Origin of the sequence: Bacillus sp. FSL R7-0685 (assembly GCF_038002425.1) — a bacterium.
In the GTDB taxonomy this organism is placed as follows: Bacteria; Bacillota; Bacilli; order Bacillales; family Bacillaceae; genus Bacillus; species Bacillus subtilis.
In genome coordinates, this window is the sequence record NZ_JBBOCN010000001.1 from 3,703,349 (window position 1) to 3,726,073 (window position 22,725).

Annotated in this window: 23 protein-coding genes, 2 pseudogenes and 1 other annotated feature (1 of these 26 running past the window's edge); of the genes and pseudogenes, 14 read left to right on the forward strand and 11 right to left on the reverse strand. The window is 45.4% G+C overall.

Annotated elements, in window-relative coordinates:
• Positions 1 to 102: 102 nt before the first annotated feature.
• Positions 103 to 1,773, reverse strand: a complete 1,671-nt coding sequence (argS, locus tag MKY50_RS19265; protein WP_015250994.1) for an arginine--tRNA ligase — start codon at positions 1,771 to 1,773, stop codon at positions 103 to 105.
• The gene (locus tag MKY50_RS19270) at positions 1,770 to 2,198 is read right to left on the reverse strand and encodes a DUF1934 domain-containing protein (protein WP_167408503.1); all 429 of its coding nucleotides are present in this window, start codon (positions 2,196 to 2,198) and stop codon (positions 1,770 to 1,772) included. The genes argS and MKY50_RS19270 overlap by 4 nt, the downstream gene beginning before the upstream one ends.
• A 312-nt stretch (positions 2,199 to 2,510) precedes the next feature.
• On the opposite strand from MKY50_RS19270, the gene sboA reads away from it, so the two are divergent.
• From sboA to albG, 9 genes are read left to right on the forward strand one after another with little or no spacing between them, the layout of a single operon-like run.
• The gene (sboA, locus tag MKY50_RS19275) at positions 2,511 to 2,642 is read left to right on the forward strand and encodes a subtilosin A (protein ID WP_003222002.1); all 132 of its coding nucleotides are present in this window, start codon (positions 2,511 to 2,513) and stop codon (positions 2,640 to 2,642) included.
• Positions 2,599 to 2,751 (forward strand): bacteriocin-like protein SboX, encoded by a 153-nt coding sequence (gene sboX, locus MKY50_RS19280; RefSeq protein WP_010886632.1) that lies wholly within the window; start codon positions 2,599 to 2,601, stop codon positions 2,749 to 2,751. The genes sboA and sboX overlap by 44 nt, the downstream gene beginning before the upstream one ends.
• A 24-nt stretch (positions 2,752 to 2,775) precedes the next feature.
• Entirely contained in the window at positions 2,776 to 4,122 is a 1,347-nt protein-coding gene (albA, locus tag MKY50_RS19285; protein WP_024573031.1) for a subtilosin maturase AlbA, read from the forward strand.
• Positions 4,123 to 4,134: 12 nt separating this feature from the next.
• Positions 4,135 to 4,296 (forward strand): antilisterial bacteriocin subtilosin biosynthesis protein AlbB, encoded by a 162-nt coding sequence (gene albB, locus MKY50_RS19290; protein ID WP_003222006.1) that lies wholly within the window; start codon positions 4,135 to 4,137, stop codon positions 4,294 to 4,296.
• Complete coding sequence (locus MKY50_RS19295) at positions 4,293 to 5,012, forward strand: ABC transporter ATP-binding protein (RefSeq protein ID WP_029318699.1); 720 nt, start codon at positions 4,293 to 4,295, stop codon at positions 5,010 to 5,012. The genes albB and MKY50_RS19295 overlap by 4 nt, the downstream gene beginning before the upstream one ends.
• On the forward strand, positions 5,005 to 6,315 hold the full coding sequence (gene albD, locus MKY50_RS19300) for an antilisterial bacteriocin subtilosin biosynthesis protein AlbD (RefSeq protein WP_029318698.1): 1,311 nt from the start codon (positions 5,005 to 5,007) through the stop codon (positions 6,313 to 6,315). Before MKY50_RS19295 ends, albD begins: the two co-directional genes overlap by 8 nt.
• A complete protein-coding gene (albE, locus tag MKY50_RS19305) occupies positions 6,305 to 7,465 on the forward strand; it encodes an antilisterial bacteriocin subtilosin biosynthesis protein AlbE (protein ID WP_341117347.1) in 1,161 nt (386 codons plus the stop codon). The genes albD and albE overlap by 11 nt, the downstream gene beginning before the upstream one ends.
• A gap of 4 nt (positions 7,466 to 7,469) precedes the next feature.
• The gene (locus MKY50_RS19310; RefSeq protein ID WP_167408504.1) at positions 7,470 to 8,750 is read left to right on the forward strand and encodes a M16 family metallopeptidase; all 1,281 of its coding nucleotides are present in this window, start codon (positions 7,470 to 7,472) and stop codon (positions 8,748 to 8,750) included.
• Complete coding sequence (gene albG / locus MKY50_RS19315; RefSeq protein WP_167408505.1) at positions 8,747 to 9,436, forward strand: antilisterial bacteriocin subtilosin biosynthesis protein AlbG; 690 nt, start codon at positions 8,747 to 8,749, stop codon at positions 9,434 to 9,436. Before MKY50_RS19310 ends, albG begins: the two co-directional genes overlap by 4 nt.
• 12 nt (positions 9,437 to 9,448) lie before the next feature.
• On the opposite strand, the gene MKY50_RS19320 is transcribed toward albG, so the two are convergent.
• From MKY50_RS19320 to MKY50_RS19330, 3 genes and pseudogenes are all read right to left on the reverse strand, one after another.
• Positions 9,449 to 10,825 (reverse strand): YncE family protein, encoded by a 1,377-nt coding sequence (locus MKY50_RS19320; protein WP_167408506.1) that lies wholly within the window; start codon positions 10,823 to 10,825, stop codon positions 9,449 to 9,451.
• A 38-nt stretch (positions 10,826 to 10,863) separates the two neighbouring features.
• The gene (locus MKY50_RS19325) at positions 10,864 to 12,219 is read right to left on the reverse strand and encodes a YncE family protein (RefSeq protein WP_015250986.1); all 1,356 of its coding nucleotides are present in this window, start codon (positions 12,217 to 12,219) and stop codon (positions 10,864 to 10,866) included.
• Positions 12,216 to 12,446: pseudogene (locus MKY50_RS19330) on the reverse strand (hypothetical protein). Before MKY50_RS19330 ends, MKY50_RS19325 begins: the two are co-directional and overlap by 4 nt.
• Positions 12,447 to 12,448: 2 nt before the next feature.
• Here MKY50_RS19330 and MKY50_RS19335 point away from each other — a divergent pair.
• The 3 genes and pseudogenes from MKY50_RS19335 to MKY50_RS19345 all read left to right on the forward strand — a co-directional run bounded on the left by MKY50_RS19335 (position 12,449) and on the right by MKY50_RS19345 (position 14,260).
• Complete coding sequence (locus MKY50_RS19335; RefSeq protein ID WP_017696253.1) at positions 12,449 to 13,594, forward strand: response regulator aspartate phosphatase; 1,146 nt, start codon at positions 12,449 to 12,451, stop codon at positions 13,592 to 13,594.
• Positions 13,578 to 13,697 (forward strand): PhrC/PhrF family phosphatase-inhibitory pheromone, encoded by a 120-nt coding sequence (locus MKY50_RS19340; protein ID WP_014665774.1) that lies wholly within the window; start codon positions 13,578 to 13,580, stop codon positions 13,695 to 13,697. Before MKY50_RS19335 ends, MKY50_RS19340 begins: the two co-directional genes overlap by 17 nt.
• A gap of 114 nt (positions 13,698 to 13,811) precedes the next feature.
• Positions 13,812 to 14,260: pseudogene (locus tag MKY50_RS19345) on the forward strand (YbaK/EbsC family protein).
• A 31-nt stretch (positions 14,261 to 14,291) separates the two neighbouring features.
• Here the strand turns inward: MKY50_RS19345 and speB are convergent.
• Together speB and speE are read right to left on the reverse strand one after the other, a co-directional pair.
• A complete protein-coding gene (speB, locus tag MKY50_RS19350; RefSeq protein ID WP_032722706.1) occupies positions 14,292 to 15,164 on the reverse strand; it encodes an agmatinase in 873 nt (290 codons plus the stop codon).
• 60 nt (positions 15,165 to 15,224) lie between these two features.
• Positions 15,225 to 16,055, reverse strand: a complete 831-nt coding sequence (gene speE, locus MKY50_RS19355; protein ID WP_003227543.1) for a spermidine synthase — start codon at positions 16,053 to 16,055, stop codon at positions 15,225 to 15,227.
• Positions 16,056 to 16,256: 201 nt separating this feature from the next.
• On the opposite strand from speE, the gene MKY50_RS19360 reads away from it, so the two are divergent.
• Positions 16,257 to 18,332, forward strand: a complete 2,076-nt coding sequence (locus MKY50_RS19360; RefSeq protein ID WP_003227540.1) for a transglycosylase domain-containing protein — start codon at positions 16,257 to 16,259, stop codon at positions 18,330 to 18,332.
• A gap of 292 nt (positions 18,333 to 18,624) precedes the next feature.
• Here MKY50_RS19360 and MKY50_RS19365 read toward each other — a convergent pair whose 3' ends face one another.
• Both MKY50_RS19365 and MKY50_RS19370 read right to left on the reverse strand, forming a co-directional pair.
• Positions 18,625 to 19,143 carry a YwhD family protein gene (locus tag MKY50_RS19365; RefSeq protein ID WP_003227538.1) on the reverse strand — a complete coding sequence of 173 codons (519 nt, stop codon included), beginning with the start codon at positions 19,141 to 19,143 and terminating at the stop codon, positions 18,625 to 18,627.
• A gap of 13 nt (positions 19,144 to 19,156) precedes the next feature.
• Complete coding sequence (locus MKY50_RS19370) at positions 19,157 to 19,816, reverse strand: site-2 protease family protein (RefSeq protein WP_003227536.1); 660 nt, start codon at positions 19,814 to 19,816, stop codon at positions 19,157 to 19,159.
• 108 nt (positions 19,817 to 19,924) lie between these two features.
• On the opposite strand from MKY50_RS19370, the gene MKY50_RS19375 reads away from it, so the two are divergent.
• Entirely contained in the window at positions 19,925 to 20,113 is a 189-nt protein-coding gene (locus MKY50_RS19375) for a 2-hydroxymuconate tautomerase (protein ID WP_003222038.1), read from the forward strand.
• A 42-nt stretch (positions 20,114 to 20,155) separates the two neighbouring features.
• On the opposite strand, the gene MKY50_RS19380 is transcribed toward MKY50_RS19375, so the two are convergent.
• Both MKY50_RS19380 and thrS read right to left on the reverse strand, forming a co-directional pair.
• Positions 20,156 to 20,575, reverse strand: a complete 420-nt coding sequence (locus MKY50_RS19380; RefSeq protein ID WP_003227535.1) for a MarR family transcriptional regulator — start codon at positions 20,573 to 20,575, stop codon at positions 20,156 to 20,158.
• A gap of 119 nt (positions 20,576 to 20,694) precedes the next feature.
• A complete protein-coding gene (gene thrS / locus MKY50_RS19385; RefSeq protein WP_341117128.1) occupies positions 20,695 to 22,611 on the reverse strand; it encodes a threonine--tRNA ligase in 1,917 nt (638 codons plus the stop codon).
• Between the two features lie 53 nt (positions 22,612 to 22,664).
• Positions 22,665 to 22,725, reverse strand: a binding site (T-box leader); it runs 161 nt beyond the window's last position.

The window sequence follows — 22,725 nt, forward strand, 5'->3', positions numbered from 1 at the left end:
TCTTATCATACAAAAACTCGGCAAACAGGATTGTGAATTACATCACACGTTTTTCTCATAAAAAAAGGACAAAGCCCGAAGACTTTGTCCTTTTGTTCGTGATTACATTTTTTCCGGAGCCGATACGCCGATCAGCTGAAGCGCATTGTTCAGCGTAATTTGCGTTGCCTTCATTAAAGCCAGGCGCGCGCGGCTTTTCTCTTCATTTTCAGGGTCGATGACTTTCTCTGCGTTGTAGAAGCTGTGCAGAGCAGAAGCCAGATCATAAATATAGTTAGTGACACGGTGCGGAATTCGTTTTTCCGCTGCTTCCGCCACTGCCTCTGGGAAGCCGCCGATCGTTTTCAGCAGATCGTATTCTTTTTCTGATTGAATATGGCTGAAATCAAGATCTGCCGCCGGTTTAAGCCCCTGCTCTTCCCCTTGGCGAAGCATGCTGCAAATACGTGCATGCGCGTATTGTGCATAATACACAGGGTTTTCGTTAGATGTTGATACAGCAAGATCTAAGTCAAAATCCATATGGGTGTCTGCACTTCGCATTGCAAAGAAGTAACGCACGGCATCCAAGCCGACTTCTTCAATCAGGTCACGCATCGTTACGGCTTTACCGGTCCGTTTGCTCATTTTCATTTTCTCGCCGTTTTTGTAAAGGTGAACGAGCTGAATGATTTCTACTTCAAGCGTTCCTTTTTCATACCCCAGCGCTTCGATTGCCGCTTTCATACGCGGGATGTAGCCGTGGTGATCGGCGCCCCAAACGTTGATCAGCTTATCAAAGCCGCGGTCAAGCTTGTCCTTATGATACGCGATATCAGGAAGCAGGTACGTGTACGTGCCGTCCTTCTTGATCAATACGCGGTCTTTATCATCGCCGAACGTCGTGGAACGGAACCAAGTCGCGCCGTCTTCTTCATAGACATGGCCTTTTTCGCGGAGCGCTTCAAGCGCGGTGTCGATTTTTCCATTTTGGTACAGTGAAGTTTCGGAATACCACACATCAAACGGCACACGGAAGTTTTCCAAGTCCTTGCGAAGCTTGTCCAGCTCGTATTTCAGGCCGTATTCACGGAAAAACGCGAGGCGTTCACTTTCCTCTTCGTTAACGAAACGGTCACCGTATTCCTCAGCGAGACGCTTTCCGATCGCAATGATATCCTCGCCGCGGTAGCCATCCTCCGGCATCGGTTTTTCCAATCCGAGCGCTTCAAAGTAACGGACTTCAACAGAAAGCGCCAGATTGTTGATTTGGTTTCCCGCATCGTTAATGTAGTATTCGCGGCTTACATCGTAACCCGCTTTTGAAAGCACGTTGCACAAGGAATCGCCGACAGCCGCCCCGCGCGCATGCCCGAGGTGAAGGTCTCCCGTCGGATTCGCTGATACGAATTCTACCTGAACTCGTTCACCGTTTCCGATGTTCGTTTCCCCGTATGCTTCCCCTGCTTCCAGTACAGACGGAATCAGCTTTGTTAAATATTGATTGTTCATATAGAAATTGATAAAACCCGGGCCGGCGATATCCAGTTTTTCAATCGAAGCCTTTCCTTTATCAAAATGAGCGACAATCTCTTCAGCGATTTGACGCGGCGCTTTTTTTGCCACTCTTGCCAACTGCATCGCCATATTCGTTGAGTAGTCGCCGTGTGTTTTATCTTTCGGTGTTTCTAAAACAACATTGGGAATCTGGCTTTCTTCAGCCAGTCCCGCTTTCAGAACGGCCGCTTTGATTTCTTCTTTCAGCACGTCCTTCATTTGTTCCGCAATGTTCATGCGTGAGTTCCTCCCTCATACGTGATCGTCATATTATGTAAATGCTCCTGCTCGTCTCCGACATGCATGTCATATGCGATGCTGATACGGCCTTTTTCTTCATCGAGATCAGATTGAATCGATTTTGTGCTTGTTTTCAGCTCAAGCTCACCAAATGACATTTTATATTTAGCAATTGTGGAAGCTCCCGTTACGAAACGCTGATTCATTTTGACAGCGCCTGACCTCATGACCAGGACTTCGCCTTCGCTTACTTTCACAATCGTTTTGACTTTGCCTAAGTCGTGTTCTTCATAATAAAATAGATACACTTTATTTTGTTTTACATAGTAAAATCCGGTGGTGCGGAATTCGATGACTTCTTGGTTTCCGTCATCCTCGATCACAGACTTCACATGGAGTGTTATCGGTGTCTCTTGCTTCATTCTGACACGTCCTTTTCATCATTCCACTTTGACTTGAATAGTATAATCATTCGGTTTGTAAACTTCAACTGCTTCTATCTTACCATCATTGCTCATCAGATTTGAAGATAAACCTCATAAAAAGCATTTCCTTATATAGAAGAGAAAATCATATCACTAATTACCTTTAGGAAATGTTACATTTTTCCGAAATCTATCATTTCCTTTTCACATTTTTTTCAAAATATATGTATTGAATTAGTAATTTGATAGTTTTAAGATAAAAGTACAACATAGATCTGCTAGAAAAACAAAAAAAGGGAGGATTCAATTATGAAAAAAGCTGTCATTGTAGAAAACAAAGGTTGTGCAACATGCTCGATCGGAGCCGCTTGTCTAGTGGACGGTCCTATCCCTGATTTTGAAATTGCCGGTGCAACAGGTCTATTCGGTCTATGGGGGTAAGGATCTCCCAAAAGGGCATAGTCATTCTACTATGCCCTTTTTAAGTAAATTACAATTTTTAACTAAAATCTACCTCTTGGATATACATACACAACCGTTTTTCATTTGAATCATATGTATAGGGGATGGTATTTTGTTTATAGAGCAGATGTTTCCATTTATTAATGAAAGTGTAAGAGTTCACCAGCTTCCTGAGGGCGGCGTGTTAGAAATCGACTACTTGCGCGATAATGTCTCCATTTCTGACTTTGAGTATTTGGATCTCAACAAAACGGCTTACGAGCTCTGCATGCGCATGGATGGCCAAAAAACAGCTGAGCAGATTTTAGCTGAGCAATGTGCAGTGTATGATGAATCACCGGAAGACCATAAAGATTGGTATTACGACATGCTCAACATGCTCCAGAACAAGCAGGTGATCCAGCTTGGAAACCGGGCCAGCCGCCATACAATCACCACGAGCGGAAGCAATGAATTTCCGATGCCCCTGCACGCCACCTTTGAACTGACGCACCGCTGTAATTTGAAATGCGCCCACTGTTATTTGGAAAGCTCACCTGAAGCGCTCGGCACCGTGTCGATTGAGCAATTCAAAAAAACGGCTGATATGCTGTTTGATAACGGTGTATTGACATGCGAAATCACAGGCGGAGAAATTTTTGTCCATCCAAACGCCAATGAGATTCTTGACTATGTGTGTAAAAAGTTCAAAAAAGTCGCTGTCTTAACAAACGGAACACTCATGCGAAAAGAGAGCCTGGAGCTTTTGAAGACTTACAAGCAAAAAATCATCGTCGGCATTTCTCTTGATAGTGTCAATTCCGAGGTCCATGACTCCTTTAGAGGGAGAAAAGGCTCTTTTGCCCAAACTTGTAAAACGATAAAATTGTTGAGTGACCACGGTATATTTGTCAGAGTCGCTATGTCTGTCTTCGAAAAAAACATGTGGGAAATCCACGATATGGCCCAAAAGGTTCGGGATCTCGGGGCGAAGGCGTTCTCTTACAATTGGGTTGACGATTTCGGAAGAGGCAGGGATATTGTCCATCCAACGAAAGACGCCGAGCAGCACCGCAAGTTTATGGAATACGAGCAAAATGTGATTGATGAGTTTAAAGATCTGATTCCGATTATTCCTTATGAGAGAAAACGCGCGGCAAATTGCGGCGCTGGCTGGAAGTCCATTGTGATCAGCCCGTTCGGCGAAGTACGTCCTTGCGCCCTCTTTCCAAAGGAATTTTCATTGGGAAATATTTTTCATGATTCCTATGAAAGCATCTTTAACTCCCCTCTCGTCCATAAACTGTGGCAAGCGCAAGCGCCGCGGTTCAGCGAACATTGCATGAAAGACAAATGCCCGTTCAGCGGCTATTGCGGAGGCTGTTACTTAAAAGGGCTGAACTCTAACAAATATCACCGGAAAAACATTTGCTCTTGGGCGAAAAATGAACAATTAGAAGACGTGGTCCAGCTTATTTAGGAGGGAAACGATTTGTCACCAGCACAAAGAAGAATTTTACTGTATATCCTTTCATTTATCTTTGTCATCGGCGCAGTCGTCTATTTTGTCAAAAGCGATTATCTGTTTACGCTGATTTTCATTGCCATTGCCATTCTGTTCGGGATGCGCGCGCGGAAGGCTGACTCGCGATGAGCATTTTGGATATACACGATGTATCCGTTTGGTATGAACGGGACAACGTCATCTTAGAACAAGTGGATTTACATTTAGAAAAAGGCGCCGTTTACGGGTTGCTTGGGGTAAACGGCGCCGGAAAAACGACACTGATTAATACGCTGACAGGCGTGAACCGCAATTTCAGCGGACGCTTTACACTGTGCGGAATTGAAGCGGAGGCCGGCATGCCGCAGAAAACATCAGATCAGCTGAAGACTCACCGTTACTTCGCCGCCGATTATCCGCTGCTATTTACAGAAATTACGGCGAAGGACTATGTGTCTTTCGTCCATTCGCTTTATCAAAAGGATTTTTCAGAGCAGCAGTTTGCCAGTTTGGCCGAGGCCTTTCATTTTTCGAAATACATCAACAGGAGAATTTCGGAGCTGTCCTTGGGGAACAGGCAAAAAGTTGTATTGATGACAGGCTTAATGCTGCGCGCTCCCCTATTTATTTTGGATGAGCCGCTCGTCGGTTTGGATGTGGAATCGATAGAGGTCTTTTATCAGAAAATGCGCGAGTACTGTGAAGCAGGCGGGACCATTTTGTTTTCTTCTCATCTGCTCGATGTCGTGCAAAGATTTTGTGATTATGCGGCTATTCTTCACAACAAACAGATCCAAAAGGTCATTCCGATTGGAGAGGAGACCGATCTGCGGCGGGAATTTTTCGAGGTGATCGGCCATGAATAACATAATCCCCATCATGTCTTTGCTGTTCAAACAGCTTTACAGCCGGCAAGGGAAAAAGGACGCCATCCGCATTGCCGCAGGCCTTGTCATTCTGGCCGTGTTTGAAATCGGGCTGATCCGCCAGGCCGGCATTGATGAATCGGTGTTGCGCAAAACGTATATCATACTCGCGCTTCTCTTAATGAACGCATATATGGTGTTTCTTTCTGTGACATCTCAATGGAAGGAATCTTATATGAAACTGAGCTGCCTGCTGCCGATTTCTTCACGGAGCTTTTGGCTCGCCCAGAGTGTCGTTTTGTTTGTCGATACCTGTTTGAGAAGAACTTTATTCTTTTTTATTTTACCGCTGTTCTTATTTGGAAACGGAACGCTGTCAGGGGCGCAAACATTGTTTTGGCTCGGCAGGTTTTCGTTTTTTACCGTTTACTCCATTATTTTCGGAGTTGTGCTAAGCAACCACTTCGTCAAAAAGAAGAACTTGATGTTTCTGCTGCATGCGGCGATATTCGCCTGTGTATGCCTCAGTGCCGCTTTGATGCCGGCCGCCACGATTCCGCTTTGCGCGGTCCATATCCTGTGGGCGGTGGTCATTGACTTTCCTGTCTTTCTGCAGGCACCTCCGCAGCAGGGCAAGATGCATTCATTTATGCGGCGATCTGAATTTTCGTTTTACAAAAGAGAATGGAACCGATTTATCTCTTCTAAAGCGATGCTGTTAAATTACGCGGTGATGGCGGCGTTCAGCGGCTTCTTTTCGTTCCAGATGATGAACACCGGCATCTTCAATCAGCAAGTGATTTATATCGTGATTTCCGCGCTTTTGCTCATCTGCTCGCCGATCGCCCTTTTGTACTCAATTGAAAAAAATGACCGGATGTTGCTCATCACGCTTCCGATCAAGCGGAAAACGATGTTTTGGGCGAAATATCGCTTTTATTCAGGCCTATTGGCAGGCGGATTTCTCCTTGTCGTGATGATTGTGGGTTTCATCAGCGGCCGTCCGATTTCAGTTCTCACTTTTTTGCAGTGCATTGAGTTGCTGCTGGCGGGAGCTTTTATCAGGTTAACTGCGGATGAAAAAAGGCCCTCCTTCAGCTGGCAGACGGAGCAGCAGCTATGGAGCGGTTTCTCAAAATATCGGTCTTATCTGTTTTGTCTTCCCCTATTCTTAGCCACATTAGCCGGCACCGCTGTATCCTTGGCGGTCATTCCGATAGCCGGTCTGGTCATAGTCTATTACCTGCAAAAACAGGATGGTGGTTTCTTTGATACAAGCAAAAGAGAACGGCTTGGAAGTTAACCTGCTGAAGACTCATCAATTTTCAACTATTTCAATCGCCGCGAGCTTTCTGAAACCGATCGAAAGCGCGGCGGAACCTGAGGAAGAAACAATTTATTTTTACGGCGCCGCCGCATACCTGAAGGAGCAAATCATTGACGCTTTTGGTTATGCTGCCGGCAGCCGTTTCATGTACTCAGCGAATCTCTTTTTTGATCAGCAGCTGAAAACCTGCGGGACCCGTTTGATTCACCCATTATATAACGGGAATCTTCATGTTGACGCCCTGATGAAAACTTTTGCAGACTTGTCTTTCCCTTCTTCTCTTTCATTCGAAGCAGTTGAAAAGGCCAGGAATGAGCTGCTGCTGAAAATCGAAAAGAAATTCACTGATCCCTTCTCCTACTCGGCGGCTCGCTTGGCTGAGGAGGTCTTCGGAAACCCGATGTACGGCACAGGCATGTTTGGCCGGAAAGACAGGATAAAGGCGATTCATCCTAAACGGTTTCACGACGCAACGGACTTTATCGTTGATTTAGTGTCCCAGCAAAAACAGCTGAACATATTGGGACAAGTACAAGCATGTGATGTTCGGGGACATGCCCCGCAAACGTCCGCTGTAACGTCCGGAAGAATACCCGTAAACCGGCATGTTTTTGAAACAGAGACACGCAGCGCTGCAGGTCCTTCCGTCTTGACACTCGGATTTGACTGCGGAGAGATGAAAGATGCCAGCGATTATATCAAAATACAGCTAATAGACGGATTACTGGGAAAGTACGGCCATTCCGCTTTATTCAAGCACTTCAGAGAGAAGGATCTGGCAGTCTATCACGTTATCACCCGTTACGATGTCATGAACAATTTGCTGCTTGTTTCAATATGTACAGATCAGCTTCATGAGATAGACATTCCCCCGCGCGTTTTGGAAGCTGTCTCAGCTTTTCATACAGATGAGCGGGAACTAGAACAGGCAAAGCAGTTTTTACGCAATGAATTGCTGCTGCAATTCGATTCTCCCGAAGGTCTATTGGCCTATATGGGGATCCTGCGCCGCTTCTCCTACACGAAAGAAGCCTTGCTGGATGGCATCTCAGCGGTTACATGCCGTGATGTATTGCAATTCATAGCGACCATCAATTATATCGGAGCTCATGTAGTAAGGGGATGAAGAGATGGAAAAGAAAGCCTTTTTTCAACAACTGGATGAACGAACCGATATCAGATACACAGACAGCGGACTAAAAATATTCAGATTGAAATTCCCCCGCGCCCACCTGCGGCTGTGCAATGTAAAAATCGATTTTGGAAGCCGGGATGTATGTATACGGGCAGAATCCGGTGATACACTGCTTCCGTATGGCACAGCGCATTTTTTAGAGCATCTTCTCTTCTGGCATAACGGCCGCAATCTGTACAGTGATTTTTTTGCGCATGGCGCGCTTTTAAACGCATTCACTACCTACACCGATACCAATTTCATGTTTACCTCATTACCGGATCGGCTCAAACAAACGATCCCCATCCTGCTTGATGCTTTATGGAACCACTCATTTGACAAGAAGATTGTCGCTCAGGAAAAAGCTGTGATTACAAGCGAAATTCAAACAGCACACCTTAACCATCAGCTCTCATATCATTATCAGCTGATCAGCATGCTTTCTCCCTCCTCACCAGCTGCCGTTTTCCCCGCAGGCAGAATCGAAGATATTGAGGCGCTGGACATCAATGATTTACAAAAAGCCTATAAGGCTGCCTACCAAGCCCATCGGATGACACTGTTTTTGATTGGGGGCTCAGAAAATACAGAAACGCTTTTGCCTCCTCACCTCCAGCTGGAAAAGCGTCCGGATTATCATGCTGAAAGAAAAATCATCCCGGCATGCCCTCCAGCCCTCTCACAAAAAATGGTGCTGGGTGATGAGGAGCGGATGGAAGATACCTGGACCGGATTACAGATCGGCGCACTTCCCGGGCAAAACGATCTGTTGTCGATAAAGCTTTATTGGGATATCGCGGCTCGTATTCTATTTCAATTAGATTCACCATTTTTTCAAGAGATTCAGCAAACGTACCGTCTGGAAATCGATCGCTTGTCAGCCGAGACTTATATATATGAGGACGGCGGTTTCTTGATCCTTCACAGTCAAGGGACCCATTCTTCAGCTTATATCGATGTGGCTTCATACTATGTCACACAGAAGAAAGAACAGGTTGCCGCCTGGCTTCAATACGGCAAGGACTCTTTGACAGACGCGATCATTTATGACAGCGATTATGTGCGTAAATGCTTCGAGTGGGCAGCCGAGTGTGACAGGTGCGATTGCTCGTTTCTTGACATGTACCACATCATTCAAGATATGGATGCGCAGGTTTTCTTGTCTCTCATTGATGCAATGGCATCTTCTAACAAAGCGATCATTCACGTTTCTCAGAAAGAGGCGATCAGACAATGAAAAAAAACACTGTCTTTACCCTTTTATTGCTGCTTATAGGTATGGCGGCTTATTCCTTCGGCTGGGTTCAGGCCGTTGCCGAAGCCGCCGCCCAATATGTACAGATGATCAACAATGATGCTGTGCGGCTCGGACTGCTGGCTTGTACCGCTGCCCTCCTGATGCTGCCTGCTTTTCTCTATCTTCATTATGTCACCCAATCCGTGAAAAACATGACAGCAGCTTTTCAGAAACTCACACAGTCTCATCAAAGCTGCTGTGACTTTCAGCAACACAACTTGTGCAGCCGATATGCAGAAGACGTCAAATCGCTGCGTGACAGCTATAAAAACGTCCGCCAAACATACGTGATGGCTGCCGTGTTGTGCCAAGTCTTCATATTCGGCTGCATGTTCGAAATCGTTAAAGCCGTCCCTTTCCGCCTTCATACGCCCCCTGCCCTTTCAATGGGACTTGCGATGCTACTGATCCTGTATTTATTGTTTTGCATGCGAACGTATTTGCGGCAGCTTTTCCGGCACGGCAGCCTGTTCAGAAAAGTGTTTGCGGGAGTGCTGGCAGCAGCCGGGATTTGGTGGATGCTCAGTTTCTCTATAAGTGAACTGCTGTTTCTGATTATCCTGGCTGCCATTCAGCAAATCGGATCATTTATTTATAAACGATTCTCTTATCGCAGCACCGCTTGATCTATAAAATAGCTACATCGCAATCGCAGACGGACCCGCGCCAACCGGAATCACCGTCACGGCTGTATAATCACTTGTGCGGTACACGGTCACAGCATTGTCGTTGGGCTGTGCCGCATAAATATACTGTTTGTCCGGCGTTACGGCGAGGTCAAAGGCGCCGGGGAGAGACACGTTTGCAATGATCCTCTGTCTGGCCGTATTAACTACATATAAGTTATTAATGAGAAACGGTTCACTATATGGCTCTAGAAAATAAGCTCTAGTACTATCGAGAGAAAATACAATCGTCATCAGCGTTTCAAATAAACGGCTGAAGTCCCCTCCCCTGCTTAATGGAGACAAACTAATCTCCGTTACACCTTTCGGCCACAACTCACCATTCAACACGTACGCAAAATTTCCAGCGTAAGGAGTTGCAATTAAACTGGGAAATTCAAATGAATCTATGATACTTTCTACCAACTGCCCAGTATTTACATCATATTTATCAACCGACCAACTGCTTCCATTAGCGGTATAGACATACTGTCCATTCGGATCAAGAGCAAAGTCTAAAGCGCCGGGTATCGGAATGACATCAATGACCGATTGAGAGGCCGTGTTAATCACATATATAGATCCGGCGGCCATCACGTATGCGAACTCATCTGTTGGATCAAATTCGATTTTTCTCGGCCCTCCTCCAACAGTAATGGTATTTATGATAGTTAATGTTTTATTATCAATCACTGAGACAAGGTTGGTATTTCCATGGAGGATATACGTGAATGCTTTATCGAAAGTAACGCCTAGATTAGTTGGCACAGCAGAAAACGGGATTGTTTTTACAACAGTGTTTAAATCTGCATCAATGACCGAAACCGTGCTGTCTCCAGTATTGGCAGTAAACACATATGATTGAGGGTCTGGCGATGGCGGTAAAACAAGTGTCCCGGCCACCGTAAGCGGACTGCCGTAGAAAGGCGGTACAATGAGAAGATCTTCCACTGTCATTTGACTAAAATCAGGACAGCGGTCAGACTGTGCTGCATAATAAACAACTTGATCAATCTCTTCGGTATGAATCACCGAAACAGCCCCGTCTCCTTGTCCATATTGATTTCGCACAGGCGACACACTGACAAGAAGCGTAATGGTCCCTTGTACTCTCACGGCATATCGAACACCGATACCTTCTGGTTCCGGCCCAGTCTGGATTAAGCAAGGCTCACTGATACAGGACAAATTGTCTGTACTCCATGTAACAGCCGCTGACGCTTCTGCCGAATCAACCTTGAAGCCCTCAGGGATATCTATCGGCACTTGAAACGGCGCTTCCCGGCTAATTTCCTCATCACAAAAACAGAAACAATTTTCCTGTAAAGCAGAAAGATCATTCTTTTTCATGATTTCACGTCCTTTTAGAAATGCACAACATGCAGCGGTTAAATCGTAATGGCACCCGGTGAAACCCCAAGAGATATCACAGTTTCCTCAGAATAATCATCTGTGTTGTAAACAATGATGCTCTGTTCTATAAAACGAGTTGCATACAGAAAATCGCCATTCGGGGTAAACGCATAGTCTGTTGCTGATTGCGGAAGATTTCCAATTACACCTGCTCCATTCGGACTGACAGAATATAAATTGCCAGTGAAGCTGTCATGTAAATACACCTCTGATCCACTCGTAAACATTACATATAGCCCGTCAGGCTCCAGCTCTTGGGTATCCCTGATCGTAAACGTATTTAAATCAATAACCGTCAAATAATTGAATAAGAATTCTTGTTCTAATACATACGCATACCGCTCCGTAGAATCTGTTTCTATGGATGATACGATAAGCTCTCGTTCAATCGTTCCTAAGACTTCACCGGTAGATAAGTCCACTTTTTGCACTAACCCAAAATTAAGAACATAGGCGAACAACCCATTGGGGTCAATTGCAATATCAAAACCTTCTACAGGAATAGACCTCTCAACAGTCAACGTATCAATTCCAATCACATAAATGGCAGTACCGGTGAAAACATAAGCAAACTCATGATTAGGGATAAATCTAATCAATCGAGGCGGCTGATCCAGCAATATAGTTGCTGTCACTGTTAATGTGTCATAATCGATGACAGAAATCACATTATTGTTGGGATGTAAGACAAACACAGCGCTTTTATCTGGCGTAATTTCAATACCTGCCGGATTGTACGGAAGAGCAATCGTTGTCACAACAGTATGGGTGTTTGTATCAATCACAGAAACTGATTGATCATTTGGATTCGCTGTAAACGCGTAGACGGGTTCCGGCTCCGGTACAAGCACAATCGTCCCCGTCACCGATAAAGGACTGCCGTAAAACGGCGGAACAACAACAAGGTTCTCAATCGTGATGTCACTGATATCCGGGCAATCATCCGGTTCATCGGAATAATAGACGACTTGATCGATTTCTGCATTGTGAATGACGGAAACAGCCCCGTCCCCTTGTCCATATTGATTTCGCACAGGTGAGACACTGACGAGTAGCGTAACGGTTCCCTGCAGGCGCACTGCAAATTGAACACCGACCTCATCAGGCTCTGGCCCCGTTTGAATTAAGCAACGGTCACTGACACAAGAAAGGCTGTCTGCATTCCACGTCACGTTTGCAACAGCTTCAGCCGGATCAACGACAAATCCTTCAGGTAATTCAATCGGCGCTTGAAACATGGCTTCTCGGCTTGCTTCTCCCTCACAAAAACATAAGCACTCTTCTTGTTCTGCTCCTGCTTTTTCTTTAAAGGAAAGCTTATTTTTTCTCATTCCTTCACTTCCTTTTCAGACATACACTGCTCACGCAGATATAACAGAATATGGAAGAGTAACGTGTTTGCTTGTACAAATTACTGAGGGTAAAAGCTTCTTTTTGAAAATATATCTCCAAACATGCGGTGTAACGAAAGAAAAAATTGCGGTTTTTTTGCGCTTCTCACAAGAATGTTGATGATAAAATATGACATATATAGAATTATGAAGGGAGGGATTTGCAAACGTGACAGGTGTCATATCTTCTTCTTCCATCGGAGAAAAGATTAACGAATGGTATATGTACATACGCCGATTCAGCATACCCGATGCAGAATATTTGCGACGAGAAATCAAGCAAGAGCTGGATCAAATGGAAGAAGATCAAGACCTTCATTTGTACTATTCACTGATGGAGTTTCGGCACAACCTAATGCTTGAGTACCTTGAACCGTTAGAAAAAATGAGGATTGAGGAACAGCCGAGACTGTCTGATCTGCTGCTTGAGATTGATAAAAAACAGGCTCGTTTAACTGGTCTGCTTGAGTACTATTTTAATTTCTTCAGAGGCATGTATGAACTGGATCGCCGTGAATATGTATTAGCCATTCAATTCTTTAAAAAAGCTGAGAGCAAGCTGGTTTTTGTCAAAGATAAAATCGATAAAGCTGAATTCTTTTTCAAAATGTCAGAAGTCTATTATTATATGAAACAAACTTATGTCTCCATGGACTATGCACGTCAAGCATTCGAAATATACAGTGAACAGACTACATATGATATCAGAATGATTCAATGCCAGTCCTTATTCGGAGCCAACTTTTTGGATTTAAAACAATACGAAAAAGCAATTGCCCATTTTCAAAAAGCCTTTACACTTGCAAAAACAGAGCAGCAGCCCCAATTAATGGGAAGAACACTTTATAACATAGCACTCTGCAAGCAAAACCAAAACAGTTTTGAATCAGCGATAGAGTATGTAAAAAAATCTATTCAAGTATTTGAAGGATCTAAAATGCTTCCTTCATTGCCACAAGCTTTTTTCCTAATTACACAAATTTATTTTAAATTAGGTAAGATTGATAACGCCTGTGAATATCATAAAAAAGGAAAAGAGTATTCTGCAGCTGCGGGAGATACCGTGTATCTAACGGAGTTTGAATTTTTGGAATCTTTATACTTGTCTGGACCGGATGAGGAACGGATAGAAAAATGTTTTGTTTTTCTTGAAAGTAAAATGATGTATGCAGATATTGAGGACTTCGCACTTGATGTTGCTAAATATTATCATCAACAGGAAAATTACAAAAAAGCATCTCATTACTTTTTAAAGGTTGAAGAAGCAAGACAGCACATTCAAGGGGGGGTGAATTTATATGAAATGGAAGTATAAATTATTACTCGCTTGTTTAGCTGTGAGTGCTGTATTTATCACAGTCGAAGTATCAAATTCATCAACAGAACATTTTGATGTTGCACAACGCGCCATGATCTAAACCGCCGTCCATCGGCGGTTTTTTTGTCCCCTCTTTACCCAGTCTCCCAATCCATGCTATGATTTTTTTCAATAATCTTGAAGAGAGTGGAAATGCAGCATGTCTCTGTAAAGTGTGAGAACCTACTTTACACAGTGGAATCGAGAAAATGATGTGACGGAGTTCGAAACGTCGAGCGCGACAGTTGAACAGGCAGCTGAGACGACCGGCGTGAGCCCGGCTAGAATCGCCAAGACCCTGTCCTTCAGAGGGGAAGGAGATCAGGCGATTCTGATTGTGGCAGCCGGCGATGCCAAGATCGACAACAAAACGTTCAGGCAAACATTTGGCTTTAAAGCAAGAATGCTCTCTCCTAATGAGGTACTGGAGCAGACAGGCCATGAAATTGGAGGAGTTTGCCCATTTGGATCGGCTCATGATCCTGAGGTTTATCTTGATGTATCGCTGAAACGGTTTGAGACTGTTTTCCCCGCATGCGGCAGCAGAAACTCAGCTATCGAGGAGAATTATCCGAATTTTCTTTCTCAAAAGCATGGATTGATGTTTGTAAAGACTGGGAATAAAAAAACATCCAGACATCGTCTGGATGTTTACTTATTTCACAAAACCAAGCAGCATTTCACGGATGATTTTGCTGGCTGTGTTTGCCGTTTGCTCTGAGTGGTCATACACCGGTGCGACTTCCACTAAATCAGCGCCCTTTACGTTTACCTCTGAACGCGCAATTTCATGGACGGATGCAAGCAGTTCTTTAGACGTGATGCCGCCGGCGTCAACCGTTCCTGTACCCGGTGCGTGTGCAGGGTCTAATACGTCAATGTCAATTGTGACATAAACCGGACGGCCCGCCAGCCTCGGAAGCACCTCTTTCAGCGGTTCAAGCACTTCAAATTTTGAGATGTGCATGCCGTTTTCCTTCGCCCATTCAAACTCTTCTTTCATGCCGGAACGGATTCCGAATGAATACACATTGTGCGGTCCGATCAATTCTGCCGCCTTACGGATCGGCGTGGAGTGAGAAAGCGGTTCTCCCTCATAATCAACACGAAGATCTGTATGTGCGTCAAAATGGATGATCGCAAGGTCTGGGTATTTCTTGTACATCGCTTTAATGACAGGCCATGACACGAGGTGCTCCCCGCCCATACCCATTGGGAACTTCCCTTTTTCTAAAATGCTGTCCACGTACTCCTCAATCATATCCAGGCTTCGCTGCGGATTTCCGAACGGCAGCGGAATGTCGCCGGCGTCAAAGAAGTTCAAGTCAGCCAGATCGCGGTCTAAATATGGGCTGTATTCCTCAAGGCCGATTGACACCTCACGGATTCTGCTTGGACCAAAGCGTGAGCCCGGGCGATAGCTGACTGTCCAGTCCATCGGCATGCCGTAAAGAATGGCGTCCGCCTCTTCCCACTCGGGACGGCTCGCGATAAATACTTTTCCTGAATAAGCTTCATCAAATCTCATCTATAATACCCTCGCTTTCCTGTAAAAAAGCGCAAGATTCGCTCCTGCGCCATACCTTCATTATTTAATCAGGTCACTCACAAATTTCGGCAGAACAAACGCCGCTTTATGAATATCTTTTGTGTAATATTTCGTCTCAATATCGAAGAAACGGCTGTCTTCCACTGCAAGCGGATCATATTTTTTCGAGCCAATTGTAAATGTCCACAAACCGCTTGGATATGTCGGAATGTTCGCCGTATACAGCTTCGTAATCGGGAAGATTTCCTTCACGTCGCGCTGTACATTTGTGATTAATTCCGGTGTAAACCATGGGTTGTCCGTCTGCGCAACAAAAATACCGTCTTCTTTCAGCGCTTTTGCGATTCCTGCGTAGAATCCTTTTGTAAACAGGTTTACAGCCGGTCCGACTGGTTCAGTTGAATCTACCATGATGACGTCGTATTGATTTTCAGATTTTGCAATGTGCATAAATCCGTCATCTACTTGCACGTCAACGCGCGGATCATCCAGTTTGCCTGCGATAGAAGGAAGGAACTTTTTAGAGTATTCGATAACCTTGCCGTCAATATCTACAAGTGTCGCTTTTTTCACGCTTGGGTGCTTCAGGATTTCTCTGATAACGCCGCCGTCACCGCCGCCGACTACAAGAACGTGCTCCGGATTTGGGTGCGTAAATAATGGCACATGCGCCACCATTTCGTGATAAACGAATTCGTCTTTTTCAGATGTCATCACCATGCCGTCCAAAAACAGCATGTTGCCGAACTCTTCTGTTTCCACCATTTCTAAATGCTGAAACTCCGTTTGTTCTGTATGTAACGTTTTGTTAACCTTCATCGTAATGCCAAAGTTTTTCGTCTGCTTCTCTGTATACCAAAGTTCACTCAATTGTCATCTCCCTTTCGAGGCTGTATTCATTTATTGTAAGCGTCTAATCAGCTTTTATTCTCGGTTGAAATCTCATTTTCACCTAAGGAAAAAGTATAGAGGATGGCGGGGAAAAAGTAAAGATGCGTCCTGTTCTGCGATGTTTAAAAACGATCATTTTTTCTCATAATAGTAGAAACATAAAAAAAGGGGGAACCCGTTGTGGATGCAATGACAAATAAACGGCTGAGACTGACGCTGAAAACCGTTCGCGCCTTTATCTTTTTAGGGGCTTTTGCGGCCTTGGCGGCAGCTGCCGTGTTTATGACTGTCATTTTGATAGCCAAATACCAGGGCGCTCCCTCGGTGCAAGTGCCGCAATCCACGATTTTGTATGCGAGTGACGGCTCAAAGCTCGGGGAAACGAACTACGGCGAAAAGCGCTATTGGGTCCCCTTAAAGGACATGAATCCGACGATCGTAAAAGCGACAGTGGCAATTGAAGACCAGAATTTCTACGATCATCACGGCTTTGATTATAAACGCATGGCCGGCGCGGCGCTTGCTGACCTGAAAGCATTTGCCAAGGTTCAGGGTGCAAGCACCATCACCCAGCAATATGCCAGAAATTTATACCTTGAACACGACAAAACGTGGAAACGGAAATGGAATGAGGCGTTCTACACGATCCGTCTGGAACAAAACTATTCTAAGGACGAGATATTAGAAGGCTATTTAAATACGATTTACTACGGCCACGGCGCCTACGGCATTGAAGCAGCTTCCCGCCTGTATTTCGGCAAGCATGCCAAAAACCTGACGGATGCGGAGGCGGCGCTTTTGGCAGGAATCCCGAAAGGCCCTTCCGGCTATTCACCGTATGTCAATGAGACGAAGGCCAAGGAACGCCAGAAAACGATTGTGCGGATGATGGAAAAGCAGCAGATGATCAGCCAAAAGAAAGCGGATGAATTGATCAAGGAACCTCTTTCCTATCAGCCTTTGAATAAACAAGTTTCCAAGAGAAAGGCTCCTTATTTCTACGACAATGCGATGAGAGAGCTGGAAAAAAAGCTCGGCATGACACGGGAGCAAATTGAAACGAGCGGGTTAAACGTCTATACAACGGTAGATAAACGGATGCAGCGCATCGCCGAGGAGACCATTACCGAAACGGTTAACGCGGGCTCTGACATTCAAGTCGGGTTTTCAGCCATTGATCCCCGCACCGGAAACGTTCTCGCCCTTGTCGGCGGCAGGGATTATCAAAAAAGCCCGTTTGACCGGACGACACAGGCGAAGCGCCAGCCTGCTTCGACGATCAAGCCGTTGCTGTACTATAAAGCGATTCAGAGCGGATTTACGCCAGTCACTTTGATGAAAAGCGAAGAAACCGAGTTTCAAATTGATGCAAAGGGAGAAACCTATTCTCCAAGCAACTATAACGGATACTATGCCAACAAGCCGATTACGCTTCTGCAGGCGCTGGCGCTTTCCGACAATATTTACGCTGTGAAAACGCATCTTTTTCTCGGCACGAACAAACTTGTAAAGACGGCAAAGGAATTCGGCATTACCGCCCATCTTCAAGCACTGCCGTCCCTGGCACTCGGCACCGAACCCGTACGTCCGATTGAGATGGTCAACGCCTATGCCATGCTCGCAAATGGCGGAAAGAAAATCGAACCGACTTTTATTTCAAGAGTAACGGACGCAGCCGGCCACGTGCTGTACGAAAACCCGAATCAGCATAAACAGGTGCTTGATGAAAAAGCCGCTTTTGTCACAGCGAGTATGATGACAGGCATGTTTGATATCGATTTAAATGGATATACGTCGGTTACGGGGCGAACGATAGCCAACCGCCTGACAAGAACGTATGCCGGAAAATCAGGAACCACCAGCGCAGACAGCTGGATGATCGGCTTCAATCCGAAGCTGGCCGCCGGTGTTTGGACCGGCTATGACAAAAACAGCACCATCGACTCGGTCGAAGAAAAAAGCTATGCTAAAACCATTTGGGCGGACTTCATGGAGGACGCGCTCAAAGGCGAACCGGAAACCGCGTTCAAGCCGCCAAAAGGCGTAACCGGTGTGTACATTGATCCGGAAACAGGCTACTCATCAGGTCCCGGCTGCGCCGCTAAGCATTACACATATTTTGTGAAAGGGACAGAACCCGCAAACGTGTGCTACGGGGCAGAACCCGCAAAACAAACAAAAGACCGGCTTCCATCCAAAGAAAAGCCCGCTTCCGAGAAAAAGTGGTGGGACAAATGGCTGGGGCGACATCATTGAAAATAACCCGGCTCCTCGGAGGCCGGGTTATTCGTATGGTTCCTTCATAATCGATGGAAGAATGTTAGACAATCGAGCTGAACAATCAGTTTTGGGATAAAGTGGTGAATTTCTCATTTCTTCGGCGCTGGCTTTCATCTCCCAGTCGCCGACTCATATCCCCCTAAAAATGAAAAACCCCGAGTCTTGTTTCGGCTCGGGATTTTCCATGTCCTATTTCTGTATCACCAGTTTACTCAATGTTTACGAAAAATATCTCAAATACTTTAAAAGTTCACAGAAAATTCATAAATTAATTATTTTCTGGAAGCAGGCTCGTTTTTAACTCATCTGAGGAACGGTCCCATAGGCCCTGATCATGCTTTTTCAGAAATTCGCCTAGTACACGCTTCGAGCTGTCGTCCATTTTATCAACGATGATTTTCCGTTTCATGGATTTATCCATCAGATTCACATGCTCAGGCAGTGACTTGTAGCCTCTTCTGATGCTTCTGTCGACCGTCATTTCACAGGCTGTCACACCAGCGTAATAAGGCCCCTCTTCTCTTCTGTCAATCGTCACCCACACAAGCCAGTATGGTTTTCCGTTCGGAACTTCTTCTTTATTCGGGAGAAATTTAATTCCTTTTTCAACGGTGCTGCGGGCATGCATGGCACCGATGTCTACGAACGCTTCTTTTTCCTCTACATCGACGAATACTGGAGAAATGTTATCAAGGCTGAGTGCCCCTACGCCAAAACCGCCGTGTCCGTCTGTCGGATCACTTTTGATAATATTAAACCCGATTGATTTTTTCTTTTTTTCTTCCATGAAGTTCTACCTCCTACAAAAGCGGTTGAAATATCGCTGAAAACAGCTTTAAAATCGAATCTCTTCCTGCATTGAGCATCGGCCACAGCACGTAAGATCCTAGCGGTGTCACAAACAGCACCAAAAATACGATAAAGCCGTAGCTCTCCGCCTGCGTCATTTTGGCACGCACGCCCGGCGGAACGAGATCTTCTATAATTCGATAGCCATCGAGCGGAGGAAGCGGCAGCAGATTAAATAAAAACAAGACAAGATTCAGCTGTATCCAAATAGAAAAAAACTGATCCAGCCCCGTGCTGAACGCCGCAAGCATTTCCATTCCGTACGCATGCATCAACACTAACAAAAAGAAACCAATAAACGCAAGAATCAGGTTACTGACGGGCCCGGCTATAGATACGAGCACACCGGCAAGCCGAGGCTTCTTAAAGAGGCGTCGATTCACGGGAATGGGGCGCGCCCACCCGAAGCCGGCCACCAAAATCAAAATGGTTCCGAACGGATCAAGGTGTTTAATGGGATTCAGCGTCAGTCTTCCTTGTTTTTTCGCCGTATCGTCACCGAATTTGTATGCGACATAAGCGTGGGCAAGCTCGTGCATCGTAAACGACACAATTAGCGTGATGACGAGATATGGCATTAAAGATAACGGATAATATAAAAAACGGTCCAAGTGAGATATCCCTCTTTCTCAAAATGCAAGAATTTACTTTATTCAGTATACTATAAGAAGCCTCTTTTTCTAAAGAGAGGAAACGAGATAAAGGAGGATTCAGCACCCATGCCATACGTAACTGTCAAAATGCTCGAAGGCCGTACAGACGAGCAAAAACGCAATCTTGTCGAGAAAGTAACAGAAGCCGTAAAGGAAACAACCGGTGCTTCTGAAGAAAAAATTGTTGTCTTTATAGAAGAAATGAGAAAAGACCATTATGCCGTCGCAGGCAAACGCCTGAGCGATATGGAATAATCTCTATAAAGCCGGCGCTTCGCGCACCGGCTTTTATTATCCCTATTGAGCCAGCTTCGCAATAATCGCCAAGAACGTCTCTTTCTCTTCGGCTGTTAAACGTTCAAACATGCCGTCAATCAGCTGCTGGCGGTTTTCGATCATTTGTTCAGCCGCTCCCCGGCCCGATTCAGAAAGCGTAATCCATACAGTGCGGCGGTCATTATTATTTCTGGATCTCTCAATAAACCCTTCCTGCTCTAAATGATTCAGAGCTGTGGTCGTGGCAGAGGGAGACAGTGTGACCTCCTTCAAAATATCCTTTATGGTGCAGCTCCCATGTCTGTATATGATCCGCAGAATAAATCCTCTTACATTATTCACGTGTTTCGGAACGGTGGCTTCATCTAATTGCTTCGTGCTTTTCAAATATTTTGTAAGTGCGTGATCCAGCAAATTTGCTTCCAGTTTGTCATGGTCCATGTCAATTTCCCCATTTCGAGATGCATTCATAACATACGAACGATATGATTTACTTATTATTTTACTGATTCCGAATAGGGAAAGTCAAAAAAGCAAAATGTGAATTCACAGCTTTTATCCTACATGCCTCGATTTTCCACCTGTTTGACAAGTTTATCTTTAAAAGTTTGGAAAGGAACGTGTTCATTCTGCTGATGTCCGAATCGGCGGACGTTTACCGCATTCTCCTGCTCCTCATGATCTCCAAGCACCAGCACGTACGGAATTTTTTGCACCTGCGATTCTCTGATTTTATAGCCCAGCTTCTCATTGCGCTCATCAATGCCGGCTCTTATCCCCGCCTGCTTCAGCTCCGCCTGCACTTTTCTGCAATAGTCTAAGTGAACGTGCGAAACCGGTATAATTTGAACCTGGAGCGGTGCGAGCCAGACTGGAAAAGCCCCGCCGTAATGCTCGATCAAAATGCCGAAGAAACGGTCGATTGAGCCGAAAACCGCTCTGTGGATGACAACGGGACGAACCTTTTCATTGTGTTCGTTGATATATGTTAAATCAAATTTTTCCGGCATTTGAAAATCAAGCTGAATTGTCGCGCATTGGTGGCTCCGTTTCAGGGCATCTTTTATGTGGAAATCAATTTTCGGCCCGTAAAACGCCCCATCGCCTTCATTGATCTCATAAGAGAGGCCAAGCTCCTCAAGGACGCGTGCTAAGGCACGTTCCGACGCTTCCCAAAGGCTGTCATCGCCTAATGAATCCTCCGGGCGAGTCGAAAGCTCAACTGAATACTCGAAACCAAATGTCCGATATACCTCATCAATCAGCCGAATCGCTTCTTTGATCTCACTCTCAATCTGATCCTCCCGAACGAAAATATGGGCGTCATCCTGACAGAACGTCCGAACGCGAAGCATTCCGTTTAAAGCGCCGCTGTATTCATGGCGGTGCACCTGTCCGAATTCCGCCATGCGAATCGGCAGATCCCGATAAGAATACAGGCTGTTTTTAAAGATGAGCATGTGGCCGGGGCAATTCATCGGCTTCATTGCGAATCTTGTATCATCCACTTCTGAAAAGTACATATTGTCGCGATAATGGTCCCAATGGCCTGACTGCTCCCATAACCGCTGATTCATCATAAACGGCGTACGCACCTCATCGTAGCCGGCATTTGTTTGCAGCTCACGCGAGAAGCGCTCCAGCTCATTGCGGACAATCTGCCCTTTCGGCAAATAAAACGGCATCCCCGGCGCTTCTTCAGAAAACATAAACAGCCCTAACTGTTTGCCGAGCTTGCGATGGTCTCGTTTTGCCGCTTCTTCCAGCATATGCAGGTGCGCATCCAAATCTTTTTTCTTTTGAAACGCAACCCCGTACACCCGCTGCAGGACTTCATTTTTGCTGTCTCCGCGCCAATAAGCGCCTGATACTCTTGTCAGTTTGAACGCCTTGATCATCCCTGTAGAAGGAAGATGCGGCCCGCGGCACAGGTCAACGAATTCCCCTTGCTGGTACAGTGTGATATCCTCCCCGCGCGGAATATTCTTTAAAATCTCAAGCTTAAGCCGCTCGCCTTTTTGTGCAAACAGCTCTTCAGCCTCTTCGTAAGAAACCTCTATACGTTTGATTTCAAGGTTCTCATTTATTATGTTTTTCATTTCTTTTTCGATGGCCTCTAAGTCTCCTGATGCCAAGCTTTTCCCCAGCTTCATGTCATAGTAGAAGCCGTCTTCAATCACAGGCCCTACCCCCAATGACACTTCGCCGTACAGCCGTTTTACTGCTTGGGCCAGCACATGCGCTGATGTGTGGCGAAGCACCTGCAAGCCTTCTTGTGAATCGAGTGTAACAATCGAAAGCTCAGCATCCTCCTCCAGCTTGAAACTGAGATCAACAAGCTTGCCATTGACCTGACCTGCAGCCGCCTTCTTTTGCAGACTGGAACTGATAGAACCAGCCGCTTCTTTGATTGTGATGCCTTTCGGATATTCCTTGATCTGTCCGTCCGGAAGCTGAATGTGTACATGTTTACTCATTTTAAAACACTCCTTATTCATTGTTGTATATAAAAAAACACACCCGTCCCGCAGATAGGGACGAGTGTGTGATTAACCCGTGGTTCCACCCAAGTTCCCGACAAATACGATATT